General features: G+C 38.9%; 10 protein-coding genes. 3 read left to right on the top strand and 7 right to left on the bottom strand.

What is annotated here, in order from left to right; all coding sequences use genetic code 11:
- Nucleotides 1–1,555: 1,555 nt before the first annotated feature.
- On the top strand, nucleotides 1,556–6,514 hold the full coding sequence (locus tag ACFIL2_RS03655; RefSeq protein ID WP_375680175.1) for a DEAD/DEAH box helicase: 4,959 nt from the start codon (nucleotides 1,556–1,558) through the stop codon (nucleotides 6,512–6,514).
- 1,367 nt (nucleotides 6,515–7,881) lie between these two features.
- Here the strand turns inward: ACFIL2_RS03655 and ACFIL2_RS03660 are convergent.
- From ACFIL2_RS03660 to ACFIL2_RS03685, 6 genes are all read right to left on the bottom strand, one after another.
- A complete protein-coding gene (locus tag ACFIL2_RS03660) occupies nucleotides 7,882–8,547 on the bottom strand; it encodes a YdcF family protein (RefSeq protein WP_375617825.1) in 666 nt (221 codons plus the stop codon).
- Nucleotides 8,548–8,551: 4 nt separating this feature from the next.
- A complete protein-coding gene (locus tag ACFIL2_RS03665; RefSeq protein ID WP_375617826.1) occupies nucleotides 8,552–9,505 on the bottom strand; it encodes a cell division protein FtsX in 954 nt (317 codons plus the stop codon).
- Nucleotides 9,498–10,157: a cell division ATP-binding protein FtsE gene (gene ftsE, locus ACFIL2_RS03670; protein ID WP_273723097.1), complete on the bottom strand. Its 660-nt coding sequence runs from the start codon at nucleotides 10,155–10,157 to the stop codon at nucleotides 9,498–9,500. The genes ACFIL2_RS03665 and ftsE overlap by 8 nt, the downstream gene beginning before the upstream one ends.
- A 538-nt stretch (nucleotides 10,158–10,695) precedes the next feature.
- Entirely contained in the window at nucleotides 10,696–12,639 is a 1,944-nt protein-coding gene (acs, locus tag ACFIL2_RS03675) for an acetate--CoA ligase (protein ID WP_375640385.1), read from the bottom strand.
- A gap of 604 nt (nucleotides 12,640–13,243) precedes the next feature.
- Nucleotides 13,244–13,531 carry a hypothetical protein gene (locus tag ACFIL2_RS03680; RefSeq protein ID WP_375680176.1) on the bottom strand — a complete coding sequence of 96 codons (288 nt, stop codon included), beginning with the start codon at nucleotides 13,529–13,531 and terminating at the stop codon, nucleotides 13,244–13,246.
- Nucleotides 13,532–14,634: 1,103 nt separating this feature from the next.
- Nucleotides 14,635–15,324: a YggS family pyridoxal phosphate-dependent enzyme gene (locus ACFIL2_RS03685; RefSeq protein ID WP_375640384.1), complete on the bottom strand. Its 690-nt coding sequence runs from the start codon at nucleotides 15,322–15,324 to the stop codon at nucleotides 14,635–14,637.
- Nucleotides 15,325–15,487: 163 nt separating this feature from the next.
- Between ACFIL2_RS03685 and leuS the strand changes: the two genes are divergently transcribed.
- On the top strand, nucleotides 15,488–18,130 hold the full coding sequence (gene leuS, locus ACFIL2_RS03690; RefSeq protein WP_375680177.1) for a leucine--tRNA ligase: 2,643 nt from the start codon (nucleotides 15,488–15,490) through the stop codon (nucleotides 18,128–18,130).
- Nucleotides 18,117–18,707 carry a hypothetical protein gene (locus ACFIL2_RS03695; RefSeq protein WP_375680178.1) on the top strand — a complete coding sequence of 197 codons (591 nt, stop codon included), beginning with the start codon at nucleotides 18,117–18,119 and terminating at the stop codon, nucleotides 18,705–18,707. The genes leuS and ACFIL2_RS03695 overlap by 14 nt, the downstream gene beginning before the upstream one ends.
- On the opposite strand, the gene fsa is transcribed toward ACFIL2_RS03695, so the two are convergent.
- Nucleotides 18,704–19,357: a fructose-6-phosphate aldolase gene (gene fsa, locus ACFIL2_RS03700; RefSeq protein WP_375680179.1), complete on the bottom strand. Its 654-nt coding sequence runs from the start codon at nucleotides 19,355–19,357 to the stop codon at nucleotides 18,704–18,706. The two genes, ACFIL2_RS03695 and fsa, sit on opposite strands and share 4 nt — an antisense overlap.
- Nucleotides 19,358–19,793: the final 436 nt, after the last annotated feature.

Below are 19,793 nucleotides of genomic sequence, written 5' to 3' on the forward strand. Positions count from 1 at the left end.
GTTTCTTATAGCGCACCACATCATGTGAGATGTGGTAGGCATATAAGCCTTCTTGAGGCATTAAATGTTTTGAGAATGCATGATGAATATTTTTAAATCTTTCTTGTCAAGTATTATGGAAGTAAATCCTATTAAGGAGAAGTTAAATGGAACCCGTTAGAATGAGATTGCTTGCAGACTGAATTTTGTTAAAAATCTTCGTCTTCTGAGATATGAAGAGGAGGACAAATGAAATATATTGCGCGACGATTCTTAAGATTTAATTTAAAAAGAGGCGGGGTAGTGAATAGTATATCTGCTAACAAACAAAAGAACAAAAAAGAAGGTTGATGCCAAAAACAGCTTAAACCTCCGTTCTTCCAAAAAAATGAACTGGTATCGAGATAGCTGAGCAGTTTAAGAGGTTTCGTTTAGTCTTTTTAAGATTTTCGGAAAAGAGGTTATGTGGATTTCTCACTTTTGGTTTTGCAGAGGGTGGTGCAAATTATAGGTGTTTAGGTTTATGCAAATAAAATTATGATCTTGCTCAAGTTTTAAAATGTGACCTAAGACACTGTCATTTTCTGTTCCTTTATTTGAGTAACGTAGCTTCTTTAGAATATTTTGTTTAAGGCATCGCTTTTTTCTGCCTTATCTCATGATTTTGGAGCTGAAGGATAAACAAGCCATTTGAGTTTCTAGGGTAAGGATGCCGTCAGATACTCGGTAGGGGGCGCGATCTTAAGAACTAATACCGTGAGATGCGGGTTTGATTTCATGAGTTTGGTGAGGACGACAAAAAGTTTGAGAGGCGGATCGCTTCTTATTTTGAATGATGTATGAATGAAAAGGGTTTTCATTCATTGAAAAAGAATAAGCTCATATTCAGCAGGTATGAGATGAAGTAAGAGAACATCGTAATACCAAGCTGCAGTTATGCTGCTAAAGAACATAATGGCGCTAGTGATGAGCAATGGTATGTCTAGTTGGTATGGTATTCTCCCTCCTGCTACAAGTCCGATACAGATAAAAAGAATTCTAAAGCCACCCGCTATAAAGTATAAGAAGCGAATAATTAGTCTACGAAAGAACAAAAGATAAAGAAATATTTTAAAAATCAATATTTTGAATATCACGATTAATATTTTGCGTATTATAGTAAAATTATATGCATGATCGTTCGTAAAATGCGCTGTTTTGTGTGTGGAGTTTCTTCCTTGGTGTCTTGTGTGTTCGCAGGTGTCGTATCCATTTCCCCCCTCTCATTCCTAAGCTAAATCCTAAAATTATTGCGCACTTTATTTTGTATTCTTAACAAAAGGCAAAAAATATTTTCAAAATCATCACGCCTTACCGTTTATTTCCATAGGGATATAGACATCAATAAATGCATCATATGATTTGGGGGATACTCAAAAGGATCAAAAGATTCTCTATTGTTGATTTAATTAAGCATAGAAGAAATGTCTTAAAATCAAGCAATTTTAAGCTTTTTTAAGTTTTTTGGGTAGAACAAGAGGCATTGACGAATTGGTTTAGATTCGATAATTGAAGGTATTTTTCATTGGGGGGAAGCATGACGACGCTGCAATCGCTTTTACAGACATATCGTGATGAAGCGCGTACCGAACGAGATAAAGGTACATATTTTGAGCGTTTTGCTCTTGCTTATCTAATATATGATCCTCTTCAGTTTGGGTGTTATGAAAAGGTTCAAACCTTTAAAGATTGGGCTCATGAAAATGGTTGGGATGGTCGGGATACCGGTATTGATCTTGTGGCAAAGCTTCGTGATGAAGAGGGGTTTGCAGCAATCCAATGTAAATTTTATGATGCAGCCTATCGAATTAAAAAAGCAGATATTGATAGTTTTATTTCGGCATCAGGGAAAGCTCCATTCAAGCGGCGTGTTATTATAGATAGTACTGAAAGTGCTTGGAGTGATAACGCTGAAACAATGATACGGGGGCAGGATATTCCTGTTATACGAATTAATCTTTCCGATATGCAACAAAGTCCGGTCTGTTGGGAAATTTTTGCAGCCCAGGGCAAAGTTGTTTTGGAGGATAAAAAGAAGTTGCGTCCACATCAATTGGAAGCATTGCTTGATGTGCGTGCTGGGCTTGCTCAAGCAGATCGGGGGAAGCTTATTATGGCTTGTGGGACTGGTAAGACATTTACCAGTCTTAAAATTGCTGAGGATTTGGCGGGTGAAGGCAAGTTTGTTTTGTTTCTTGTTCCTTCCTTGGCACTGATGTCACAGACGGTCCGTGAATGGACAACGGATGCAGAAATCGGATTGAGATCCTTTGCTGTTTGTTCAGATACACAAGTGGGAAAGCGTCGTAAAAATAGTGATGATGTTGCTGAAATTGATGTGTTTGATCTTGCTTTTCCGGCGACAACCGATGCTGCTAAACTTGCAGAACAGGTGGCGAAGAGTGTTGCAGATAAGATGACCGTGGTGTTTGCAACCTATCAATCTATTCAGGTGATTGCTGATGCTCAGAAAAACTATGGTTTGCCAACATTTGATCTTATCATTTGTGATGAAGCGCACCGTACAACAGGGGCAACGCTGGTGGGCGAGGGTGAATCCAATTTTGTTAAGGTGCATTCTAATGATGTTATTTGCGCCAAGAAACGCCTTTATATGACAGCGACACCACGCATTTTTGGTGATAACGCAAAAAGTCGCGCGAATGAAGTTAATGCTGTTCTTGCTTCTATGGATGATGAAAAGCTTTTTGGTAAAACACTTTTTTATCGGAGTTTTTCATGGGCAGTACAAAATGATCTTTTAACAGATTATAAGGTTATTGTCTTAGCAATGGACGAAAAATTGGTCAGTTCCGCTGTTCAGAAGCGCCTTAGTGATAGCGATTCTGAGCTTATTCTTGATGATGCAACAAAGATTATTGGCTGTTATAAGGCTTTGACAAAACAAAATATGAAGGCTGATGTTGGTACGGATTCATATCCTATGCATCGTGCTTTAGCATTTTGTAAAACTATTAAAAGTTCTGAACTTGTGCGTGATGAGTTTTCTACGGTTGTTAGAGAATATCTTGATTATACGAAAGAGGATACAGAAAATGAGCATTTTCTGAAGTGTGAAATTGAGCATGTTGATGGCACTTTCAATGCAAAGGATCGTGGTGCATTACTTGATTGGCTGAAAGCTGATAGTGGGGATGATATTTGTCGTATTTTAACCAATGCAAGGTGTTTGTCTGAGGGGGTGGATGTTCCGGCTCTTGATGCGATCATGTTTTTAAATCCACGCAAGAGCCAGATTGATGTTGTGCAAGCGGTTGGGCGGGTGATGCGTCGCTCTGAGGGTAAAAAGATGGGATATGTCATTTTGCCAATTGGTATTCCTCCTGATACTCCAGCGGAACAGGCTTTGAACAACAATGATAAATATCGGGTTATCTGGCAAATTTTAAATGCTTTGCGTGCACATGATGATCGTTTTGATGCAACGATTAATAAGGCATCCCTCGGGCAAGATATTAGCAATGTGATTGAGATTATTGGTGTCACACAGAGCACTGAATTAAAGGCTATTACGGCTGTTGTAGACAATCTTCCACTACGCGCACAACCAGCACGATTGGGCATTGGTACAGCGGAGCGTGATGTCCTTTTTACAGATGGACAAGGGGAGCTTGCTTTCCCTGTGGATGAGATTTCGCGTGCCATCATGGCAAAGATTGTCAAAAAGTGTGGGACACGAGATTATTGGGAGGATTGGGCGAGCAATATTGCGGAAATTGCTAAGAATCATATTGCACGCTTAACAGGTATTCTGGCAAAGCCAGATACTAAGGCGCGTCAAGCCTTTGACAGGTTTGTGGCAGAACTGCGTGATGATTTAAATGATGCTGTTACAGAAGCTGATGCGATTGAGATGTTGGCACAGCATATTATCACGCGTCCTGTCTTTCAGGTGTTGTTTGAAGGCTATCAGTTCACACGTGAGAACCCTGTTTCGTGTGCTATGCAGCGTATGCTTGATGTGCTTGATGAGGCAAATCTTGATAAGGAATCCAAAGATCTGGAAAAATTTTACGCAAGTGTAAAATTACGCGCCAGTGGCATTACGGATCCAAAAGCCAAGCAGAGATTAATTGTAGATCTTTACGATAAATTTTTCCGTTATGCTTTTCCACGTACGGTCGAAAAATTAGGGATTGTTTATACGCCCGTTGAGGTGGTGGATTTTATTTTGAACTCTGTCAATGATGTCTTGCAAAATGAATTTGGGCAAACACTTGGCTCATCGGGTATTCACATTATTGATCCCTTTACTGGAACGGGGACTTTTATCACGCGGCTTTTACAATCGGGTTTGATAAAACCAGAGGAGATGAAACACAAATTTTGTCATGAAATCCATGCCAATGAGATCATGCTTTTAGCCTATTATATTGCAGCTATTAATATTGAGACAACCTATCATGGTCTGATGGGGGGAGGTTATGTTCCGTTTGAGGGAATTTGTTTAACCGATACATTCCAGCTTTATGAGCAAGAAAAAGACCTGATCAGTGATTTGTTGGTGGATAACAGCACTCGTCGCTCACGCCAGAAGGAACTGGATATTCGTGTTATTGTTGGCAATCCCCCTTATTCTTCTGGGCAAAAAAATGAAAACGATAATGCGCAGAATATTAGCTATCCTAAATTGGATCGTCGTATCCGTGAAACTTATGCTGCTCAGTCCAAAGCGAATAATGTTAATGGACTTTATGACAGTTATATCCGTGCCATTCGTTGGGCAAGTGATCGCATAAAAGACTGTGGTGTTATTGGTTTTGTGACAAATGCGGGTTTTATCAGTGGATATTCTATGAATGGCTTACGAAAAGAATTGAATGAAGAATTTTCAAGTATTTATGTTTTCAATTTACGAGGTGATATTCGTAAAAATATGATGAGTAAAGGACGTGCTCAAGAAGGGCAAAATATTTTTGGAAGTGGAAGTATGACAGGAATTGCTGTGACACTGTTTGTTAAAAATCCAAATGTTTCTGAGCCTTGTAAAATTTACTATCATGATATTGGGGATAATCTCACGACAAAAGAGAAACTCTCTGAACTTAAGCGATTAGACAGTGTTGACGGTATCAAGCGTGAACACGGTTGGCAGATGATTGCACCAGATGAGCATGGCGATTGGTTAGATCAACGTAATGGTGATTTTGAAAAATTTCTAGCCTTAGGTGATAAGAAGGGCAGTGATAAAAAGCTCTTTGAAAATTTTTCTTGTGGTTTAAAAACCAATCGTGATGCTTGGGCATATAATTCAAGCCGTGAATCTTTAGCAAAAAATATGCGCAATATGATTGCTTTCTATAACAGTGAAGTAGAACATTTTAATAATGCTTATGCGCATTCTGATCGCAAGATGCGTGCAAATGCTGTGAACAATTTTGTCAATACAGATGCTAAAAAGATTAGTTGGAGTAGTAGCCTTAAAGAAGAATTAATAAGGGGAAAGGCTTTTAAATTTAAAGATACGTATATTACTCAGAGCCTTTATCGTCCTTTTACACAACAGTGGCTTTATTATAATCGTGTTTTTAATGAGAGAGTATACCAAATGCCACGTATCTTTCCTTTAGAAAAGGCGGCTGAAAATAAGGTGATACAAGTTACGGGAGTTGGAGCAAGCAGTGGATTTTCTGTTCTGATGAGTAGGGGCTTGCCTAGCTTGGATGCAATGGAGAAAGGCCAATGTTTTCCACGGTATGTTTATGAAGATGCTGTGTCCTTGGGAGCTAAAAAAGGGAATCAGGTTCATTTGTTTGCAAATTTTGCAGAGGAAAGCAAAGAAACTGGTTTAGAGCGGCGTGATGCTCTCACGGATGAAGGATTGGCTTATTTTAAGGCAGCTTATCCTGGTGAAATGATAACAAAGGATGATTTGTTTTATTATGTTTATGGGATTTTGCATTCTGAAGATTATCGTGCTCGTTATGCGCATAATTTATCTAAACAATTGCCGCGTATTCCAACGGTCAAAAGAGTAGAAGATTTTTGGGCTTTTGTTACAGCGGGGCGCAAGCTTGGTGATTTGCATATGAATTATGAAGAGGTTGAACCCTATCCCGTTACCTATAAACAGGGTGATCCAAGAACTTGGGTGATTTCTGATGAGAAGAGTTTCTATCGTGTTGAAGCGATGAAATTTGCTGGTAAGCGTGGTGCTATTGATAAGAGCACAGTGGTTTATAATGCGCATATCACGATACAGAATATTCCTCTTGAAGCTTATGAGTATGTGGTCAATGGCAGGTCTGCTCTTGAATGGGTGATGGAGCGGCAGGTTGTCAAAACGGATAAAGCGAATGGACTTGTTAATGATGCTAATCGCTATGCTGTTGAAACGGTGGGTAATCCAGCTTATCCATTGGAATTGTTTCAACGGGTTATTACGGTAAGTTTAGAAACGATGAAAATTGTGCGTAATCTTCCAAAATTGGAAGTGAGAGAAACTGAAAGGGTTAAATTATCCATCGTGCGGTAAAATAGTCTCGAGTCGTAACAAGCTGGCACTCTCATATACTTTGCTCGTTCGTGGGTTTTGCGATAAGCCCTCGACACTTGAGACAGTCCATAAGAGGCGTGCCTTTCTTGTACAGTTTTACGCTGCGCAGGCTCTCTTCCTTTGTGATGTGCAAGTCCTATGTGATGTGCAAGAAAATGGTTTTGATTGATTCAATAGAGAGCAGATTTGAAATGAGAGAATCTGATGATATTGAGAGCTCTCATTCAAGTTGAAGCGTAATAAATTTTCATTATAAATCAATATATTGTATGTGATAAAGCACCTTAGGCAGTGAGGTCGCTAAAATTATGACGCATGAGCTTTAGCGGCAGTGATGAATATTCTCAGGCAGGGTTTTCTTGTCGAGCTTTATGTAAGTAAACCATATAAATGGGGAAGCTGAGTGGAACTTGTCCAGAGAAAGTGAACTGTTTACAAATCGTTGCTGATAGGAATCATCGTCCTTTGAGATGTTGAGAGGACATGACAATTCTCATGAAATCTGTCCTTTGAGGTGTTCTGATATTGAAGTGAGCAGGGAGAACGCGTTAGACAAGAAGCTGAGTTATTATTGTTTACAGATCAATAGAGTTTAAAAATTTTCGTTCTTTTTTGGGGAGGAAACCCGACAAAAAGTGATCTTAGAGAGCGAAATGATTTCAAAAAAGATTGCGATAAAAAATGTAGGGTATTTGTCGCGGTGTGCGTTTTGAGCTTATTCCTATCTGTGATCTAAAATGCTCTTATGAAGATGCTTTGTAGAATGAAGAAGTAGTTACTAATATATTGATTTATAATGATAGTTTAATGTTCTCTCTGTTAAATGAGAAATCTAAGTATTATAAATTTTCTTATTTTAAATCTATTAAAATTACTTCTTTGCATGTCATATGAGGTTGGTATGTGCGTGTTTAAGAAAGGCGTAAAGCATTTCTCTTACCAATCATCCCAAGTGGCGTAAGAGCTATCGTAATACTTGGGGGTGGCAAAATATAGGGTGGGGCGGTTTGCATTTTTTATGAAGGGTAAGACAGTGGTGTAAATAGATTTTTATGACAAGTTTGATCTTATAGCTATCTGGGAAGATTTATTTACAAGAGCTGTCTTCTATATTGGGGATGGCATTAGATAGATCACGTGTTGTGAGATATGTTTGGGATGTAAGAGATGTTTTGGGTGAACGTGCGAGACAGTGACACGTGTATCGGGGCGTTGTGCTTTGTATGGGGGGAAGTTCTGGCGGGCTTTTATGGCGGTAATTCGTGTGGAAAGGTATGGAGAGAAGGGTAAAGCAGTCAGAGGGTAGCAAGGTTTAAAGTCATAAGAATAAAGATCAGGGAGAAAGGTCAGAAGGCGGTTCTGATATAGACTTGCAGTGTTTTAATATATTGGAATATGAGAATACGGGCTTGCTTGATCTGTTGTATTGTGCTTTCAGCTTTGCTCTTCTTCACAGGATAAGCAATGAAATGGATATCAGGCATGAGATATTTAAGTTCACGCATCGAGCGCCATATGTGGTAATCATGGGTGACGATATAAAGGGTTTTATAGTGATGCTTTTCGATCCAAGCAGCGCTTTCTTCGGCGTTTCCTCTGGTGTTAATCGCTTGATGCCCAATGTCAATACAACAGGAGATAAGCTGTGGGTTAATATGCATGTTATGCATGAAACTCTTCAGGTTTGTTGAGGTATTTACGCCACTGATGAGGAGTCGTGAACCAAGCCCCTTTTGTAAGAGATGAAGTCCTGTCTCTATTCGGTGTTCTCCACCTGTAAGCACAATGATAGCATCGGCTTTGGGAAGAGGCGTTGGGGGGACAAGTCGTTCGGTTTTTTCAGAAAAAATAATAAAACCACCCCAAAAAATGAAAACAATGACTACAAGAGTCAGTGTTGTGGGTGGAAAATAGCGAAATAAGCAGCGGGGAGACCAACTATAGTGGGGACGTTTTGGAATAGAGCGGTCTAAATTTTTTTGCATCAATGAGTTGGGGCTGTTGTAAGTCATAAAATTAAAATAAACCGTTTTCACATTGATCGATTTTTTTCAGTTGCGCTAAAATAGTCATGCGGTTGGTAAGGGTGGTGAGAAAAGAAACAAAAATAATAAGCAGAGTGATTTTGCCATAAGGAATGGAACTTATGGAAATATGTCCTAATAAAGCCGTTATTTGGCTGGCTTCTGCTCTTCCTAGGTTATAATTCGTCCAGAGACAAAAGGCTGAAAACAGAAAGATGCTTGTGAGACCACCATATAAAGCACCACGCAGCGCAGTTTTAAAAAAATGCCAGTCAAATTGGCGAGCAATGAAAAGAGTTTCAGTACCAAGGAAATATAAGACATTGATAATATGTGTATTTTCTGCCAATGCATTGCGGGTGGCAAAAATGATGGTGAGGATAAGAGAGCCTAAAACCAATGCTAAAATTGAAAAACCAATGAAAACAGTGGTGTGTGCCATGGTCGCAAAACGATGAACCCAAACACGGTGATCATCAAATTGACCTCCTGGAATTTGGGTTTTAATGGCGTGATTAATGGCTGCAAAATTGATTTTTTCATTTCTCTTCAGGGTCACAATGATGAGGCGGGGAAGGGGTAGTTCATTGACATTGAAGCCTGTTCCAAGCCATGGCTCCAGTAACTTTTCAGTGGCTTTTTGGTCAACAATTTTTGCATCTTGTACACCAGAAAAGGTTTTAACCAATTCTACGGCATCACGGAGTGCTTTGTTGATATCAACATTGTCAATGGGGCGTATCTGTATTGTTGCTTCATAGCTAATCTGATTACTCCAATTTTCGGCGGCACGTTGGACCAAATCAACTCCGATTAAGGTGAGGCTTGAAAGAAATGTCATAATAGCAATCACGGCAACCAATGCTTTTCCAGAAATATTACCACTGGGAATAATCGCTGTTGTATTTTTTTTATTGCTGGTAAAAACGGAGAAAAATTTATTCATGAATCGTCATCCGTCCGTTATGGAGAAGCATACGCCGTGCTGCAACTTGTTCCATTAAGGCAATATCATGGGTGGCAATGATAACAGCCGTTCCAAAACGGTTTAATTCAATAAACAAACGCAGGAGGCGTTTTGCCAAGGGCGGATCGACATTTCCGGTGGGTTCATCGGCAAGTAGAATTTCAGGTTGATCAATGAGTGCGCGTGCAATGGCTACCCTTTGTTTTTCCCCACCGGAAAGAACCGGTGGTAAAACATGAATATGATCTCCAAGACCTACCCAACAGAGAAGATCTTCCACTTCACTGCGATAGGTTGCTTCTTCTTGTCCTTTAATGCGTAAAGGTAAGGAAACATTTTCATAAGTGGTCATGTGGTCGAGTAAACGAAAATCTTGAAAAACCACCCCGATACGTTGTCGCAGCGCAGGGAGCTCTTGTCGTTTGAGTAATGCTGTGTCTGTTCCAAAGAGATCAATATGACCGCGGGTGGGTTTGAGTGCTAAAAACATAAGACGCATCAGCGACGTTTTCCCTGCTCCAGAGGCACCTGTGAGAAATTGAAATGATCCAGGAGGAATATGAAAGCTAATATCACGAAGGACCTCAGGGCCCATTCCATAGCGTAGGCCGACATTTTCAAAATGAATCACTTTTTATTATTACTCCTGATTTTATATTGCATCATTTATTCTAATAACTCTTACTTTCATTGCTTTAGATTTTTGTTGTAAGCTTGTTTATTTTAGATTTCATGGTTTTCAATATTTTTTATACACCCTCGTTATAGATAAATATTTTTGCTCAAGAATATTATCACTTATACTTTCTTTTTTTAGCCTTATTTATGATTTTAGCAGGAATTTCAAAGGGATTCTAGCATAAACATCAGAACTATTTTTCCTTCTTACTCAGAGGCTTTTTTTGCATTGAGTGGACATTAGGTGATTTTAAAAAGCTATGTTGCTCTTTTTATCTTACTTTCTTATTCTTGTTCGTATCCCAATCCTGAGGTTTTTGCTTAAATTATTTCTTACCTCTCATGAAGAAAAGCGTTTGTTGTTAGAATGATTGAGCTTTTCATGAATTGTTTTGTTTTTTATTCTCCTCGGTGGTTTTCGTAATAATGCTGAGATAATTTTAGCAAAAAAAAACAAAAACCACCGTATGTTATATTTCTTCGTGGGTTCTTTAATTTTGTCGGTTAGCAATCAGATCTTCAACAACTTGTGGTTCGGCAAGAGTTGAGATATCTCCGAGAGTATCAAAATCGTTTTCGGCGATTTTTCGTAAAATACGTCTCATAATTTTTCCTGATCGCGTTTTGGGAAGCTGTGGGGAAAATTGAATTTTATCCAATATGGCAATAGAACCTATTTCTTGTCTTACATGTTTAATAAGCTCTTTTTGTAACTCTTCACTCGGCGCTGTCCCTTCCATTAAGGTGATAAAACTATAAATTCCTTGTCCTTTAATGGGATGCGGGTAACCCACAATAGCTGCTTCTGATACAGCGGGATGAGAAACAAGGGCTGATTCAATTTCAGCAGTTCCTAACCTGTGTCCCGAGACATTGAGAATGTCATCAACCCGCCCTGTAATCCAGTAATAGCCGTCACTATCGCGCCTACAACCATCGCCTGTAAAATATCTTCCTTTATAGGAGGAAAAATAAGTTTGAATAAAGCGCTCATGATCTTTATAAAGCGTGCGCATTTGTCCTGGCCATGAATCACTGATACAAAGATTGCCTTCTGCTTCACCTTCTAAAATATTGCCTTGGGCATCAACAATTTGGGGTTGAACACCAAAAAAAGGACGTGTGGCTGATCCTGCTTTGAGGGGGGTTGCACCAGGCAAGGGCGTGATCATATGCCCTCCTGTTTCCGTTTGCCACCATGTATCGAGAATCGGACAACGGTCATTTCCAATTATATGATAAAACCATTCCCATGCTTCTGGGTTAATCGGTTCGCCTACCGTGCCTAAAAGACGCAACGACGTTCTGTCTGAGTGTTCAACAAACGAATTTCCTGCTCCCATTAAGGCGCGGATAGCTGTTGGTGCGGTATAGAGTGTATTGACTTGATGCTTGTCGACAATTTGCCAAAATCTTCCTTTGTCAGGAAAGGTTGGTGTGCCTTCAAACATTAAAGTGGTCGCACCATTGCATAAAGGTCCATAAACCAAGTAAGAATGACCGGTAATCCAACCAATATCAGCTGTACACCAGTAAACTTCATCGGGGTGGTAATCAAAAACGTATTGATGTGTCATCGCGGCAAAAACAAGATAGCCTGCTGTGGTATGCAAAACACCTTTGGGTTTGCCGGTTGAGCCTGAAGTATAAAGAATAAAAAGCGGATCTTCAGCGTTCATTGGTTCTGGTGGACAAGCTGTTTTGGCATGAGCTATCTCTTCGTGGTACCAAAAATCACGTCCCTCTATCCATTGAATGGGTCCACAAGTCCGCCGTATAACCATGACTTGGTCCACATGCACGTTTTGGCGCGCTGCTATCTCAATAGCATGGTCAACGTTGTCTTTTAAGTTAATCCGTTTGCCGCCACGCAAGCCGTGATCAGCGGTAATCATAAAGGTTGATTCACAGTCAACAAGGCGTCCTGCTATTGCTTCAGCAGAAAAGCCTGCAAAAATAACCGAATGAATGGCTCCAATGCGAGCACAAGCAAGCATAGCATAGGCTGCTTCGGGAATCATAGGAAGATAAATGGTTACTTTATCGCCTTTCTTAATGCCACGACTTTTCAAAAGATTGGCAAAACGACAAACATGTTCATAAAGCTCGTTATAGGTTATTTTTTTATCATGATAAGGATTATCTCCTTCCCAAATGAGCGCGATTTTGTCTCCATGGGTTTTCAGGTGGCGATCAATGCAATTATAGGTAACATTTGTTATCCCATCTTCGTACCATTGAATGGAGACATCTCCGTTAAAAGAAGTGTTTTTTACTTTTGTAAAAGGTTTAAACCATTCAATGCGTTGACCGTGTTTTGCCCAGAAGCTTTCTGGATCATTGATGCTTTCTCGATACCATTGTTGATAAGTTTCTTCATCAAGTAAAGTATTTTTTTTGATCTCTTCTGATATTGGATAAATTTTTTCAGTCATGTTTCCCTCTTTTTATTTTTTAGAAAAATCAGCCATTGTATTTTTATATTTTGGCAGAGTTATTCCAAAAGCTTTTCATTGTGAGGTTAGACTAAATGACAAAGATTAGAATAGTCAATTTTTAAATCTGATGTGATGATATTAAAGAAGGTATTCTATGTTTTTAGGATACTCAAATATAGCAAAACCTATTGCGGTATAGAGCTTTTTATAAAAACACTAAGACATTTTAAAAATGTCTATTATAAAATATTTCTCAGAATTTGATATAAACCAATATATTTAAATAAAAGACTAACAAGAAAGAATATTGAGCTTATTAATAATGATTTTTTTAGAGAATCTTTCCAACTATAAGAAATAAAATTATAATAAAAAAGATATATTAAACCAAAAAAAAATGTTGCTATAAGCGTTTCAATAATTTTAGAGATAAGATCTGTCATCACGCAATCCAAATTATAATATAAATTATAAATTATAAATTATAAATATCTCTGAAGTCCGTCTCAATAATAATTGTAGATAATATAATTTAGATATTTTTCGAAAAAAATTACAAATTATTAACTTCAGAGATATCTTTATAGTTGCTCTCTAAAAATTAGAACCAACACTCATGAACTTTCTGTACGAACCCTAAACCAAAACCTCCGAAGAAACCAGTCGTGGCACCAGTAAGTCCACCCATAAGTACACCTGGACCAGTTGCAGCTCCCAATGCTGCTCCGGTTATCCCTCCTGCAACTGCATAGTCAAAACCTTGTGCATTCATGTGAGAAAGAAAAGCATTAGGACTGCATGCATTTCCATGAAAAGGTCTTGAATTGTGCGAATGACCAAAAGAAGGCTTTGTCGCCATATGACCGAATGTGTTGAATGAACCAAACATATTAATTCTCCTTAATTATCTACATTAAAAGTAGTATCACAATGATACATTTCAAATTGGTATCACGTATTTTTAGAGAAATATCAAAGATAAACTTTAAAAATAACAATAAAAATACTGTATAAATAATAACTATATTATGTATATATGAAATTTTTTCTTAAAAATATAATAAGATTATTTTCAATATTTTAAAATATAAGAAATTACACCATATTTTTTCTTAATTAAAGTTTAAATTTAGAAAAATTGCGTATATGAAAAGTTGAAGTTTTTCTCTTTGTTTACGAGAACGATAAAGAAATATCGTTATTGGGATCTATCTCATTGCCATTGTTTTGCCTGCATGTATTATGCGCATATGCTTGGGATTTGTTCTTTTATGTTTCAGGCGAATATTGATCGTATGTTACGCTTTGTAGAGCATAGAAAGCCTTTATGCTATCGTTGGACTTTATAGATTGCTATTCATGTTGTTTAGCGCGGTTCTTGGTGCTCTATTGAGCATTTAAGATGTTTATTTTGCTCAAGTGGCTTACATGAAAGAGTTTTGTTACTGTATTATGCAGCCATAAGCCTCTTTTTGCCTGCTTTACGCCATTTGCATGTGGGGAAATTGTTTACGCGTGTTAGAGAAGTTTAAGAGAATTCATGATTTTTAATGGAAATCATTGCGATAATCGTATTGAATATTCTTTTGCAATTATTTATTTCGCGATAGTTTTTTCATTCATGCGCAACGCCTCTCTTATCATTTTGCCTTTATATAAGGATTTATTTTTTACGTTGCTTTTGCTGGAGAGGCGGTCAGAGGGGAGGTGAAGTAGAACCAATGTGCGAGAATATGAGAGCCAAATTGCAATGCTATCTTAAATCTATTGTACGTGTTGAGGATGTGCCGGTGAGAATTTTGAGAAGACCAGCTTTTTTGCTTATTTTGCTAACAGGATGAAAGAGGGACTGAAATCTTTTTTGCTAGAATTGCTCTTTTATTGATATTGAAGGAAATATTTTTTCTCATTTCTGCTGTTTTTGGCTTGTTCGTAGAATCTTCAATGGGAATTTATATAAGGGGGAATGAATTTATATGAGGGGAAATTGCTTTACACAGGGCGTTTTCCAAATAAAGCAGAGCCAATGCGAAGGACGTTAGAGCCAAACTGTAGAGCGGTTTTGAAGTCACTGGACATACCCATGGAAAGCTTTGAAAGACCTGCTTGTTTTGTTAATTTTGCTAAGAGCGCGAAATAGGGTCCGGGGTTTTCATCGACAGGGGGGATGCCCATAAGACCGATGATATTAAGTCCATAGTTGTTTTTGCATTGGTTGACAAAAGATGTCGCTTCTTGCGGTGAGATACCACTTTTTTGCGGTTCTAATCCAATATTGACCTGAACATAGCAAGGAAGATGCCTTTTTTGTTTTTCCATTTCTTCGGATAAAATTTTGGCTATTTTTTCACGGTCAACCGTTTGGATGACATCAAAAAGTTTTACCGCCTCTGCCGTTTTATTTGATTGTAGGGGACCGATGAGATGGAGTTTAATATTTTCAAATTGTCGACGTAACTCGAGCCATTTTTGTGCCGCTTCTTGTACGCGGTTTTCTGCAAACAAAGATTGTCCTGCTTGCAAAAAGGGACGTATATCAGCGGCAGAAACAGTTTTTGAAACAGCGATAAGTTCAATTTCTTCTACAGGGCGTTGTAACTCTTGGCATATTGCTGCAATGTCTTTTTGAAGGTTTTGCCATGCTTCAATGGAAGGGGCATCGAGGGGCGTTTGTGTATTCATATTTTTGTGCTTTACCTTTTTTGTTCAAGAGTTGGTCGTTTTTTTAAAGTTTTATAAAATACTAGGGAAATATTTCACGAAAATGTTGACGATGAGGTTAATCCATGGTCAAGCATAATAAAACAAGTTTTTGGTTCTGTTTTATTAAAAGAGTATAATGGGAATGACAATTGGACATTATAATATAGGCGAACGCTATAATCCACGTGTGAGAGAAAAAAAATGGCAAGAAATTTGGGATGAAAAGAAAATTTTTCAGACTCTTCAAGAAGATGCTCGTGAAAAATATTATGTTTTAGAAATGTTTCCTTATCCTTCTGGCCGTATTCACATGGGGCATGTGCGCAATTATGCCATGGGGGATGTGGTTGCACGCTATAAACGCGCAAAGGGATTTAATGTGCTTCATCCCATGGGGTGGGATGCTTTTGGTATGCCGGCTGAAAATGCTGCTCTGCAAAGTAAAGTGCATCCTAAAACTTGGACCTATCAAAATATTGCGGTAATGCGCGGGCAATTAAAACAATTAGGACTCTCATTAGATTGGGCGCGTGAATTTGCAACTTGTGATGTGGAATATTACCACCGCCAACAAATGTTGTTCCTTGATTTCTATCAAAAGGGGTTGGTAGCACGTAAAGTGGCTAAGGTGAATTGGGACCCTGTTGATCATACTGTTTTGGCCAATGAACAGGTTGTTGATGGGCGGGGATGGCGTTCTGGTGCGTTGGTGGAACAACGTGAGTTGACGCAGTGGTTTTTCAAAATTAGCGACTTTAGTGAAGATCTCTTGGCAGGGCTTGAAGAGCTGAACCAATGGCCGGAAAAAGTTCGCACCATGCAAAAAAACTGGATTGGAAAATCACAAGGTTTGCTGATTCGTTGGGCTTTAAAGTCGGCGGGTGATGCTGATGATGTTTGTGAGAAATTTGATGAGGTTGTTTGTTATTCAACGCGTCCTGATACACTGTTTGGTGCCTCCTTTTTGGCTTTGTCTGTTGATCATCCTATTGCACAAGCTTTGGCAAAAAAAGACAAAGCGTTGAGTGCTTTTATTGAAAATTGTCGGTGTGGTGGAACGACAACGGCAGCACTTGAAACAGCTGAAAAACAAGGGTTTCTCACGCCCCTTTTGGCTGTTCATCCTTTCGATTCAACAGTACATATTCCCGTTTATATCGCGAATTTTGTGCTTATGGACTATGGAACAGGGGTTGTTTTTGGTTGTCCAGCTCATGATCAGAGAGATTTCGATTTTGCGCGTAAATATGATCTTCCAATAAAACCGGTGGTTTTACCAAAAGGAGAGGAAGCAGAAGATTTTGTTATTACTGAAACACCTTATACGGGTGATGGGGTGATGATCAATTCCAGTTTTTTGGATGGTTTAACACCCCAACAAGCTTTTGAAGAAGCTGCTAAAAAGCTTGAAAAACAAATGCTCAATGGGCAACCGCAAGGGAAGAAAACAGTGCAATTTCGTTTGCGTGATTGGGGGATTTCACGTCAACGTTATTGGGGGTGCCCCATTCCGATGATCCATTGTACAACTTGTGGGGTTGTCCCTGTTCCACGTGCTAATTTACCGGTTGTGTTGCCTGATGATGTTACTTTTGATCAACCAGGAAATCCTCTTGCACGGCATGAAACATGGCAAAATGTTACTTGTCCTTCCTGTGGTCAACCGGCCAAACGCGAAACCGATACCATGGACACATTTGTTGACTCTTCTTGGTATTATGCACGCTTTACGGCTCCTTTTGCGCAGGAACCTGTTGATAAACAAGCAACAGCTGAATGGTTGCCTGTGCAACAATATATTGGTGGAATTGAGCACGCGATTTTGCATCTTCTTTATGCGCGCTTTTTTATGCGTGCTATGAAATTGGTCGGTCATGTGACGGTAGATGAGCCTTTTAAGGGGCTTTTTACCCAAGGGATGGTGGTGCATGAAACCTATCGAGATGATCAAGGGTGGGTTTCTCCAGCGGATATTTCCATTGTTGAAAAAGATGGAAAGCGGTGTGCTTATAAATTAACCGATCAAAGTGAAGTGACAATTGGTTCGATTGAGAAAATGTCAAAATCAAAAAAGAATGTCGTTGATCCTGATGATATTATCGCATCCTATGGCGCTGATACTGTGCGCTGGTTTGTGTTGTCAGATTCTCCCCCCGAGCGGGATGTCATTTGGACAGAATCTGGTGTTGAAGGTGCACATCGCTTTGTACAGCGTGTTTGGCGCCATGTAGCTGTGAGTGCTTCTATTTTAAAGGATGTGGCGCCTTGTGCAGGGCATCAGGGAGCAGCTTTGGAACTCTCAAAGGTTGCACATCGCACGCTTTGCGCTGTAGAAGATGATTTGGAAAAATTCGCTTTTAATCGGGCTATTGCACGCCTTTATGAATTCTTGAATATTATGGCGCCGTTGTTAAATAGGATAGAAAGTGTTGACGATGAAATGAAAGCTTCTTTACGTCAAGCCATGGATTTTTTTCTTGCTATGATTGCACCAATGATGCCCCATTTAGCAGAAGAATGTCATGCTGCTTTAGGGGGGAAAAAATTAATATCTGCGCTTGCTTGGCCTGTTTATGATCCCACGTTAACTGTTGAAGAATGCTATACTTTGCCGGTACAAATTAATGGTAAAAAACGTGGTGAGGTAACTATTGCTGCAACTGCCGATGAGGCGATGATTAAAGAAGCAGTTTTGGTTTTAGACTTTGTAAAGGCGCAGCTGCTTGAAAAGCCTATGAAAAAAATCATTGTTGTTCCAAAAAGGATTGTGAATGTCGTTCTTTAAAAGTTTTCTGCTTGTTGTTTTAGCTTGTGTCTTTACACTGTTGTGTGGATGCAAAGTTGAACCGCTTTACCGTCAAGAGTTGCAGAGTGCAATGACAATGAATTCTGCTTCTGGGCACTCTTCTGAACAATTTTCTTTGGGGTTAGCGCAAAAGCTTGCTTCTATTGTTGTGGAAGAACCTTCGGATCGTTTTGGTCAAATGGTGCGCAATCATCTGCTGTTTCTTTTGTATGGAAATGGTGGTAAACCTTCTCTACCTGCTTATCGATTAGCATTGCAGATATCCGTCTTTACAAGAGAATCGATGCAGATAGAGGTTGATTTCGAGAAAAAGAGAAAGGGACGACCTTCTGTTGGAACTGTTATGAGCAGAGCTTCTTACACTTTGCAGGATATGAAAAATACTCTTGTTGCAAAAGGAACAGCAATGATGAATGCATCTTTTGAGCGACTTCGTCAAGAATATGCAACGCTGCAAGCAGAAGAAGATGCAAAAAAACGTGTTGCGGAAGAGTTGGCTGAACAGATCCTTTTATTCCTTTCAAAAGATCTTTACAATAAAAATTCTAGATATTAAGCAATATTTTGACCTGTTTTTTTCCAGTCGTCGAGGAATATTTGCAACCCTTTGTCGGTGAGAGGGTGTTTGACCAGTGCTTTTAAGATTGCTGGTGGAACTGTTGCAATGTCAGCACCACTGAGTGCTGCTTCTTTGACATGATTAACGGTGCGGATTGAAGCGGCCAAGATTTGTGTTTTAAAGTTATAGTTATCATAAATTGTGCGAATTTCATGAAGCAGTTCACTTCCATCATTTCCACAATCATCAAGTCTACCAATAAAAGGTGAAACGAATGTTGCACCTGCTTTGGCGGCTAATAAGGCTTGATTGGCAGAAAAACAAAGTGTGAGATTTGTTTTTAGTCCTTCTTTTGTGAGGGCTTTACAGGCTTTTAATCCATCGAGTGTTAAAGGAAGCTTGATACAAATATTGTCGGCAACCTTTGCTAAAACAGCTGCTTCTTTCATGATGCTTTCAAATTCTGTTGCTGCAACTTCAGCAGAAACAGGTCCGCTAACGAGAGCACAAATTTCTTTTGTAACATCAAGAATATTGCGTCCTGATTTTAGGATAAGAGAGGGATTGGTGGTAACACCATCAACAAGGCTTAAATTCTGTAACTCTTGAATTTCTTCGATATTGGCGCTATCCACAAAAAACTTCATATCTAACCTCTTCTTTTTAGCGTTTATCTTATTTTTTGTTATGCGCTATTGTTGACTGTAAAAGCAAGAGAAAGAATTAATATCTGTGTAAAGAACAAGAATGCTATGGTGTTAATCATGTACCCGTTTTCGGTAAAGAAATATGATTTATCGTTTCCACACCCATTTCATAGTGTTACTCGTGATAAGGCATAGAATTCATTGCGTATCAACATTTTTGCGTATTGGCATCTTTGCGTAGCGGTGTTTTTATATTTATGGAAATAAGCTAGCATTATCAAACACTTTGCTCATTTCCTATTTGCGATTGCTCTTGATATTTGAGAGAGCATCATAAGATACCTCCCTTTTTCAGGGGGGGACATTTAACCTCATTTTTGATAGAAGCGAATGGATTTATTTTATCGTAAAACACCATTGAAGAAGGCATGTAAAT

The sequence above is a fragment of the Bartonella sp. AP30XZML genome (genome assembly GCF_042195945.1).
Classification (GTDB): domain Bacteria; phylum Pseudomonadota; class Alphaproteobacteria; order Rhizobiales; family Rhizobiaceae; genus Bartonella.